Below are 7,540 nucleotides of genomic sequence, written 5' to 3'. Positions count from 1 at the left end.
GTGTGTGGTGGCCGGGGCGCCGAAGTAGTGGCCTTGGGCGAGGTCGTCGAGGAGGCCGGGCTGCAAGGGCTTCCAACCGAGGAGGTTCTGGGTCAGCGTGCTCGAGGACGGGTTGTCGGCCGTGGCATGGCCGCTGAGGAAGCCGAAGTGGGCTTCGGCTTCGGTCGGCGGGATGCTGACCACGGGCAGGTTCAGTCCGCGGCCGATGCCCTCGGCGATCTGGCGGAAGGTGATCCCTTCGTCGTCGACGGCGTGCAGCCGTGACCCGGCCGGCGCGGATTCCAGTGCCAGCCGGTACAGGCGTGCCGCGTCGAGCGTGTGCACGGCGGGCCAGCGGTTGGCCCCGTCGCCGACATAAGCGGAGACGCCCTTCGACCGGGCGAGGGAGATCAGGGTCGGGATGAAGCCGTTGTGGTCCAGCGTGCTGTGCACGGTCGGGGCAAGCCGGACGACGGACGAGCGGATGCCGCGTTCCGCAAGTGCGACCACCGTGTTCTCGGCGTCGATCCGCGGTCCGGCGTCGATCGCGTCGGCTTCCGTGGCGGCGTCTTCCAGCCCCGCGGAGGCGAGCAGCATGGTTCCCGACGTGGTCACCAAAGGCTTGCCGGTGCCGGCGAGCGCGTTGCCGAGCGTGTCGATGGCGCGCAGATCCGCCGCGACGGCGCTGTCGAAGTCGCCGGCGAACATGGCGTCGTGCTTGAAGGCCAGGTGGATGACGCCGTCGGCTGCGGCGGCGGCCGCGGCGAGGCTGCCGGGATCGTCGAGGTCGCCCCGGTGCACCTCGGCACCGGCAGCCGTCAACGCGGCGGCCGACCTGTCCGAGCGGGCCAGCCCGATGACCTGGTGTCCCGCTTCGAGGAGTGCGGGAACGACGGCGGAGCCGACGTGGCCAGAGGCTCCGGTGACGAATACGCGCATGGGTGTGTTCCTTCTGCTGCGGGCTCCCCGCCGGGGGCGAGGACCTTGATGTCAGTTAGTGACATCACCGTAGCATTCATGTCGGTCTCTGTCATCACTCTGATGTCAGATTCTGTCATCATGGCAAGGCGCCTTGCGTATCCCGAACCCGCTTGCCAGGGCGACTTCCGCCGGGGGTTAGATCGCTGTTCGTCCTCCGTCGACCGCGACCACCGCGCCCGTCAGGTAGCTCGCCTGGTCGCTCGCGACGAAGGCGATCACCTCCGCGACCTCGGTGGGGTCGGAGACTCGGCCCAATGCGGTGGTCTTGCCCATGCCGCCCACTTCCGGACCCAGGGCGGCGACCGTCTTGGCCGTCGTCATCGGCCCCGGCGCCACCGCGTTGACGCGGATCCCGGCGGGTGCCCATTCCGCGGCCCAGCTGCGAGTCAGCGACTCCAGCGCCGCTTTCGTCGCCCCGTACACCGCAAGATCGGGTAGGCCGCGTGTCGCGGCCATCGAGCTGATGTTGACGACACTTCCGCCTCCCCGTGCCCGCATCGCGGCGACGAAGCCGGTCGTGAGGAAGAACGCCGCCCGCACGTTCACGCCGAACACCGCCTCGTACACGTCCTCGTCCTGTGTTTCCGCGGGGCCGAACGGGACCAGTCCCGCGTTGTTGATCAAAATGTCCACGGCCTTCACTTCGTGGACGAGGGCGCGCACGCCGTCGAGGGTGGTGAGATCAGCCTCGACGAAGCGGGCTTCGCCGCCGGCGTCCACGATTTCCCGCAGCGCTGATTCCCCCGCCCCCGCGTCGCGTCCCGTGAGCACCAGGTTTCCGCCCCTGGCGGCGATCAGTCCGGCCGTGACGTGGCCGAGTCCTCCGACGGAACCGGACCCGGTGACGAGCACCGTCTTGCCGGTGAAGTTCATTCGTCCCTCTTGTCGTCATGCACCCATCGTGATGTCACATGATGACATCACCGTACACGCTGATGTCATCATGTGACATCAGCTATCGTGAGGTGGTGAGCCGCTGGGAACCCGACGCGTCCGGTCGCATGGTCGCCGCCGCCCTGGACCTCTATGAGACACAGGGGTACGAATCGACGACCATCGCCGACATCGCGGCGCGTGCCGGCGTCACGGAGAGGACCTTCTTCCGGCACTTCTCGGACAAGCGCGAAGTGCTTTTCGCGGGCGCCAAAGACCTCGAAACCCGTGTCCTCGAAGAGATCGCCGTCATGGACGAAGCGCCTCTGCTGGACATGGCGACGGCCGCGTACGTGAGAGTCGCGATCGTGTTCGAATCACGCCGCGACTTTCTGTCGCGGCGCGCGCGGGTGATCGCCGGAAATCCGAACCTTCGTGAGCGCGAGTTGCTGAAGACGTCCTCGCTCAGCGCGGCGCTGAGCCGCGGAATGGTGGCTCGCGGCGTGCCGGCGACCACTGCGGCCATCGCGGCGGAGTGTGCCACCGTCGCGTTCGTGACCGCGTTCGATCGGTGGCTGACCGACCCGGGCGATACGGGACTGGTCCAGCTGATCGCGGGCGTGGCGACGGAACTCAAGTCCGTCGCCGCGAACTCGAGTCCGGAGCACGCGGCCCGGAACTCGAACCCCGGCTCCGAGCAGGAGCCGGCTGCCGCGGCCGACTGAGCCGGCGGCGCTCGTTCGCGCCGGAGCCCTGCTCGAACCCCTCGGAAAGTGGCTTTGCCGTAACGGCAAAGAAAATAGGCCGGGACTCGGTTCTTTTTGTACCTTGCGGGCGTGACCGACGATCAAGCGACCAGGAATGAGCTCAGGAGCCTGCCGGCGCCGGCGATGGCGGTGAACACCCCCGTTCACACCATCGCCACCCGATTCGCGCAGACGTACAGCCTGACGCGAGTCGACCCCGAATTCGACGAGTTGTTCGCCGAGACCGTGGAGGTCTGGCACAGTTTCGACCCCGAGACGATGTCGCTGCCCGGTGGCGAGCTCGCGGGCGCGATGCTGCGGATGCTGCGCGCGACCAAGGAAGTGGTCCGTGGCCACTCCGACCGGATCTGGTCCCTCAGGGTCGACCGTGGCGGTTTCACCATGGCAGCAACCGCTTCGGGCGATCTGGAGGACGGCACCCCGCTGCACATCTCCCGTTGTCTGCTGGTGACCGTGCACGATGGCCGTATCACCCGCATCGACGAGTTCGGCGACCAGTGGCAGCGCATGCCGCTCGACAAGGCCCTCCGCGCGGCCGGCAGATTCCGCAGCTAGACCACCCACCCGGATAAACTCAGGCAAGGACTCAAGATGGACGTCTTCCTCACCGGCGCGAGCGGCTATATCGGCGGAGCCGTCGCCCAACGCCTCATCCACGAAGGGCACACCGTGCGCGGATTGACCCGCACCCCCGGAGTTGTCGATGCCCTCGCCGCCGCCGGCATCGAACCGGTCGTCGGTGACCTCGACGACGCCGCCCTGCTCGAGCGAGAAGCGAGGCGGGCGGACGCGGTCGTCAACACCGCACACAGTGATCACCGCGGCGCCGTTGACACCTTCATCGGTGCGCTGCGCGGTTCGGGCAAGATCCTGGTCCACACCAGTGGAACCAGCGTCATCGGCGATGACGCCCAGGGGCAAAGCGCCTCAACGACCGTCTTCGACGACGCTGTGCCCTTCAGCCCGGGGAACCACGAGATCCGACGGGCCCGGCACGCCATCGACACCACTGTCGTCGATGCTGGTGGGCGCGGGCTGCGCACGGTCGTGCTGTGCAACTCGCTGATCTACGGCAACGGCACGGGCCCCCGCCCGCAGACCGTGCTCATCCCGCCGTTGGTCACGCAGGCCTTCGGCAGTGGAACCGTCCGCGTGGTCGGACGCGGCCTCAACCGCTGGTCGACCGTGCATCTCGACGACATGGCCGACCTTTACCACCTGGCTCTCACCGAGCCCGAAGCCGCGGGGTTCTACTTCGTGGAGGGCGGTGAGGACGCCTCGTTCGCCGAGATCGGGCAGGCGATCGCCCGGCGGCTGGGTCTCGGGCCGGTCGAACCGTGGGATCTGGACTCCGCCGCGGCCGTGTGGGGGGAAGGATTCACCCGCTACGCGCTCGGCGCCAACAGCCGCGTGCGTGCCACCCGGGCACGTGCCCTCGGCTGGCGCCCCTCACGTCCCTCCATCGCCCACTGGATCGAACACGACATGCCCTTGCCGTGATCCAAACGCGAGTGGCACGAGCCCTGAGCCGGAAAGCCGGCTCAGGGCTCGTGCCGAGACGGACCCGACCGGGGCGGTTCAGCAGGTCGCCGGGCCGGGTCGTGCCGGTGCCTTTCGAGTCGTGCGGCCGACCAGACCGGCCGCGAAGACGGCGGCCAGTGCGAACGCTGCCGCCTCGTAGGTCATCGCGTGCCACAGCGCCTGCCCGGAGTTCCCGGTGGGTGCCGTATAAGCGATGCCGGCGAACGTGACACCCAGCGTCCCGCCCAGTTGCTGTGCCGTCGGGAGCAGGCCCGATACCGAGGTCGCGGCCTCGGGGCGGACCCTGGCGATGACCTGGGTGAACGCCGAGGCGGTGAACACTCCGAAAGCGGCGCCGCCGACGCACAGCGCGAGCCAGTACACCCACAGCAGGTTGTGGTCGCCGATGGTCACCGGAACGACGAGCGACACCAGTCCCAGAATCAGCGAGGACGCGGCGAGCGCCCACGGGCCGAAGCGCCGGCTCAGGCTGTTCGCGATCGCGCTGCCGGCCAGCGCCCCGATGGCGTACGGGGTCACACTGAGCCCGGTCCGGAGTGGACTCCAGCCCTGCACGCCCTGCAGGTGCATCGACAGCAGCAGCGTGAAGGACGGTACTCCGGCGTTGAACACCAGGACGACACCCAGCCCCCACCGCGTCGCCCGATCGGCCAATGTGGACGGATGAACGAGCGGATCGGCCACCCTGCGCTGGGAAATCGCGAACCCGGTCAGCAGTACCACGGCCAGCGCCAGGCTCACCCAGGTCCACAACGGCCAGCCGCTGTCCCGCCCCGTCGTCAGGGTGAGGACCAGCAGGGACAAGCCCAGCAGGCTCAGCGTCGCCCCCACCGGATCGACACGTTGTGCTGCCTGTTCACGGTGCATGGCCGGCAGCCTGGGCGAGAGCGCGAGGGCGGCGATCCCGATCGGAACGGTCAGCAGTATCGCCGCGCGCCAGCCGAGGCCCAGCGGGTCGAGCTGGATCAGCACCCCACCGAGCACCGGGCCCGCGAGCGAGGCCGCCGCCATGGTCGCGCCGAAGGCGCTCAACGCGGCGGGCCGGCGGTTCGGGGGCACCGCCGACTGGATGATGGACAGGATCTGGGGTGCCATCAGCCCGCTGCCGAACCCTTGCAGCAGGCGCCCGACGATCAGCAACCAGGCTTCCGGCGCCGCGGCCGCCCCGATCGAGGCGACGGTGAACAGCGCCATTCCGGCGATGAACATCTTCCGGTAGCCGTACCGGTCTCCGAGCCGCGCGGAGACGATCAGCGAGCAGGCGTAGGTGAGGGTGTAGCCGGCGAGAACCAGTTGGCTCTCGCCGGCCCCGGCGCCCAGATCCCGCTGGATGTCGACCACGCCCACCTGCATCACCGTGACGCTGAACAGCTGAACGAAGGTGCCGGACAGGATGATCGGCAGGAGGAGTCGTCGGGCCGCCGTCGGGGAACGCAACGCGGTCATCGGGCGGGCCGTAGCAGAGCGATGGCGGCGAGCATCTTCGCCAGCTCCTCCGGCCGAGTCACGAACGGCGAGTGGCCGCCCGGCAGGGAACGCACCTCGAACGGGTTGTCCGGCGTCACCTGGTCGGCCTCGGAGATCATCAGGTCCTGGGTCACCGGCGGCAAGGCGAGGTCGTCGGTCAAGCGGATGTAGGAGCGCGGGAGCCGCCCCCAGCGCTCCGCCGAGAGCGGAACCGGCGTGGTGAAGCTCGAATACGGGTGGTCCGGGTGCAGGAACTGCCGCCACGAGTCCGAGCCGTCCGATGGCAGATCGTTCAGGAACGCCCGCCGGATGACGTCGGTGACCGCTGTCTCGGGAGAGAGCGGATTGATCCGGAACGCGCCGAGCTCCCCGGGATCACCGATCCCCGGAACCTGGACGGCGCCGGCGTTCTCCTCGGCCCCGATGTAGTCGGCGAACCGGGGCCTGCCGGCGGGCACGAACGCGGACAGGTACACGAGGCGGTCGACGAGTTCGGGAGCCTGCTCCGCGGCGGCCGACACCGCGGCCCCACCGGCGCTGTGCGCGACGAGGACCACGTTCCGGTACCGGGTGCGGGCACTGAGCAGCGCCTCGAGCACAACATCGGTGGCGTCCTGCATGGTGACGTCACACAGCGCCGACTTCTCGCTCGCGAGCCCGGGCTGGCCCGGCTGGAAGTACCCGCTGGGAACGGGCGCGTCGAGCCCGCTGCCGGGCAGGTCGATGGCAATGCCGGCGAGGCCGTGGTGGCCCAGTGCGCGCTGGGTCGAGGTCCAGTGCAGGCCGTTGTGCCAGGCGCCGTGCACGAGCAGCACGACGGTTTCGGACGAGGATGGACGGGTCATTTCGGGGCCCTTCGGAAGCGTCGGTCAAGGACCACACCAGGTCACACCAGGACCGCCCCGCCTATCTACTGTCATATATTACGAATGCTCCCGTGATACTTCATGCGTATTATGCACGGTGTGGAAGCCCGTCATCTCCGCTATGCACTGGCACTCGCCGAGCACCAGCATTTCGGCCGCGCCGCCGCGTCGCTGGGCATCGCCCAGCCGCCGCTGTCGACCCAGATCGCCGCGCTCGAGCGGGAGGTCGGCGAGCGGCTTTTCGACCGCACCTCGCGCGGGGTTTTTCCCACCGCGGCCGGGGATGCGTTCCTCGCCAGGGCGCGCAACGCGCTTTCCGAGATGAGCCTCGCCCGGGTCGATGCGGGCCGCGCGGCGCGCGGGGAGACCGGACGGCTGCGGATCGGGTTCATCGGATCCGCACTGCTCGCCCCGCTGCCGGGAGTGATCGGCCGGTTCCGCCGGACTCACCGGGAAGTCCGGCTCACCACGCAGGAACTGGACACGCCGACCGCGTCGGCGGCCCTGCTCGCCGGTGAGCTGGACGTCGCGGTGGGGCGCGGCGGCCCTCGCGGCGCCGGAGCGGAGGACCTGGTCACCGTGCCCATCGGCGCGGACCACCTGGTGGCCGTGGTCTCGGTGGCGCATCCCTTCGCCGGGCGCCAGTCCGTCGACGCCGGGCAGCTGGCGCAGGAACCGCTCGTGGTCAGCCCGGATGCGGCAGCCTCCTACCTGCGGCAGGTGTTCGAGTTCGATCCCACCGTTCTCGACGGCGCCGCGCTGGCACGCGATATCCACACGATCGCCGGGCTGGCCGCGTGCTGCGCCGGGGTCGGGCTCGGCCCCAACCGGATGCGGCTGATCGCCCGCAACGACATCTGGTTCTGCGATGTCGAGCCCCGGTTCCGGCTGCCGGATCTGCAGATGTCGTTCCGGGCCGACGATTCCTCGCCCGTGCTCGCGGCATTCCTTTCGGTGGTGCGCCAGAACTGCCCGGACGTCGGTACCCGGCTCGACGATCTGCTCGCCCGGCACCCGGCTGCCACTGAGTGGCAACGGGGGCTTGGCGCCTCCTGACCGGCGGGT

8 protein-coding genes are annotated in these 7,540 nt (G+C 69.4%); 4 read left to right on the top strand and 4 right to left on the bottom strand.

Annotated features, from left to right (window positions below; all coding sequences use genetic code 11):
- Both FNH05_RS03775 and FNH05_RS03770 read right to left on the bottom strand, forming a co-directional pair.
- Positions 1 to 918, bottom strand: a 918-nt coding sequence (locus FNH05_RS03775; RefSeq protein WP_144585855.1) for an SDR family oxidoreductase, incomplete at its 3' end; no start/stop codon positions are given.
- 177 nt (positions 919 to 1,095) lie between these two features.
- Positions 1,096 to 1,833: an SDR family NAD(P)-dependent oxidoreductase gene (locus FNH05_RS03770; RefSeq protein WP_144585854.1), complete on the bottom strand. Its 738-nt coding sequence runs from the start codon at positions 1,831 to 1,833 to the stop codon at positions 1,096 to 1,098.
- A 95-nt stretch (positions 1,834 to 1,928) separates the two neighbouring features.
- Here FNH05_RS03770 and FNH05_RS03765 point away from each other — a divergent pair, with 95 nt between their 5' ends.
- The 3 genes from FNH05_RS03765 to FNH05_RS03755 all read left to right on the top strand — a co-directional run bounded on the left by FNH05_RS03765 (position 1,929) and on the right by FNH05_RS03755 (position 4,100).
- Positions 1,929 to 2,558 carry a TetR/AcrR family transcriptional regulator gene (locus FNH05_RS03765; protein ID WP_186382364.1) on the top strand — a complete coding sequence of 210 codons (630 nt, stop codon included), beginning with the start codon at positions 1,929 to 1,931 and terminating at the stop codon, positions 2,556 to 2,558.
- Positions 2,559 to 2,669: 111 nt separating this feature from the next.
- Positions 2,670 to 3,155 (top strand): nuclear transport factor 2-like protein, encoded by a 486-nt coding sequence (locus FNH05_RS03760; protein ID WP_144585852.1) that lies wholly within the window; start codon positions 2,670 to 2,672, stop codon positions 3,153 to 3,155.
- A gap of 36 nt (positions 3,156 to 3,191) precedes the next feature.
- Positions 3,192 to 4,100: an NAD-dependent epimerase/dehydratase family protein gene (locus tag FNH05_RS03755; protein WP_144585851.1), complete on the top strand. Its 909-nt coding sequence runs from the start codon at positions 3,192 to 3,194 to the stop codon at positions 4,098 to 4,100.
- Positions 4,101 to 4,178: 78 nt separating this feature from the next.
- Here the strand turns inward: FNH05_RS03755 and FNH05_RS03750 are convergent, their stop codons facing one another.
- Positions 4,179 to 5,588 carry an MFS transporter gene (locus tag FNH05_RS03750; protein ID WP_144585850.1) on the bottom strand — a complete coding sequence of 470 codons (1,410 nt, stop codon included), beginning with the start codon at positions 5,586 to 5,588 and terminating at the stop codon, positions 4,179 to 4,181.
- Positions 5,585 to 6,454 carry an alpha/beta fold hydrolase gene (locus FNH05_RS03745; RefSeq protein ID WP_144585849.1) on the bottom strand — a complete coding sequence of 290 codons (870 nt, stop codon included), beginning with the start codon at positions 6,452 to 6,454 and terminating at the stop codon, positions 5,585 to 5,587. Before FNH05_RS03745 ends, FNH05_RS03750 begins: the two co-directional genes overlap by 4 nt.
- Before the next feature lie 120 nt (positions 6,455 to 6,574).
- On the opposite strand from FNH05_RS03745, the gene FNH05_RS03740 reads away from it, so the two are divergent.
- Entirely contained in the window at positions 6,575 to 7,531 is a 957-nt protein-coding gene (locus FNH05_RS03740; protein WP_144585848.1) for a LysR family transcriptional regulator, read from the top strand.
- The last annotated feature ends 9 nt before the right edge of the window (positions 7,532 to 7,540 follow it).

It is taken from the genome of Amycolatopsis rhizosphaerae (genome assembly GCF_007713715.1).
In the GTDB taxonomy this organism is placed as follows: Bacteria; Actinomycetota; Actinomycetes; order Mycobacteriales; family Pseudonocardiaceae; genus Amycolatopsis_E; species Amycolatopsis_E rhizosphaerae.
Note: the sequence above shows the minus strand (reverse complement) of the source record. Positions and strands in the feature narration are given on the sequence as shown.

Coding starts and splice junctions, on each gene's coding strand:
- FNH05_RS03750 (WP_144585850.1), bottom strand. CDS start 5,588: ATGACCGCGTTGCGTTCCCCGACGGCGGCCCGACGACTCCTCCTGCCG.
- FNH05_RS03770 (WP_144585854.1), bottom strand. CDS start 1,833: ATGAACTTCACCGGCAAGACGGTGCTCGTCACCGGGTCCGGTTCCGTC.
- FNH05_RS03745 (WP_144585849.1), bottom strand. CDS start 6,454: ATGACCCGTCCATCCTCGTCCGAAACCGTCGTGCTGCTCGTGCACGGC.
- FNH05_RS03755 (WP_144585851.1), top strand. CDS start 3,192: ATGGACGTCTTCCTCACCGGCGCGAGCGGCTATATCGGCGGAGCCGTC.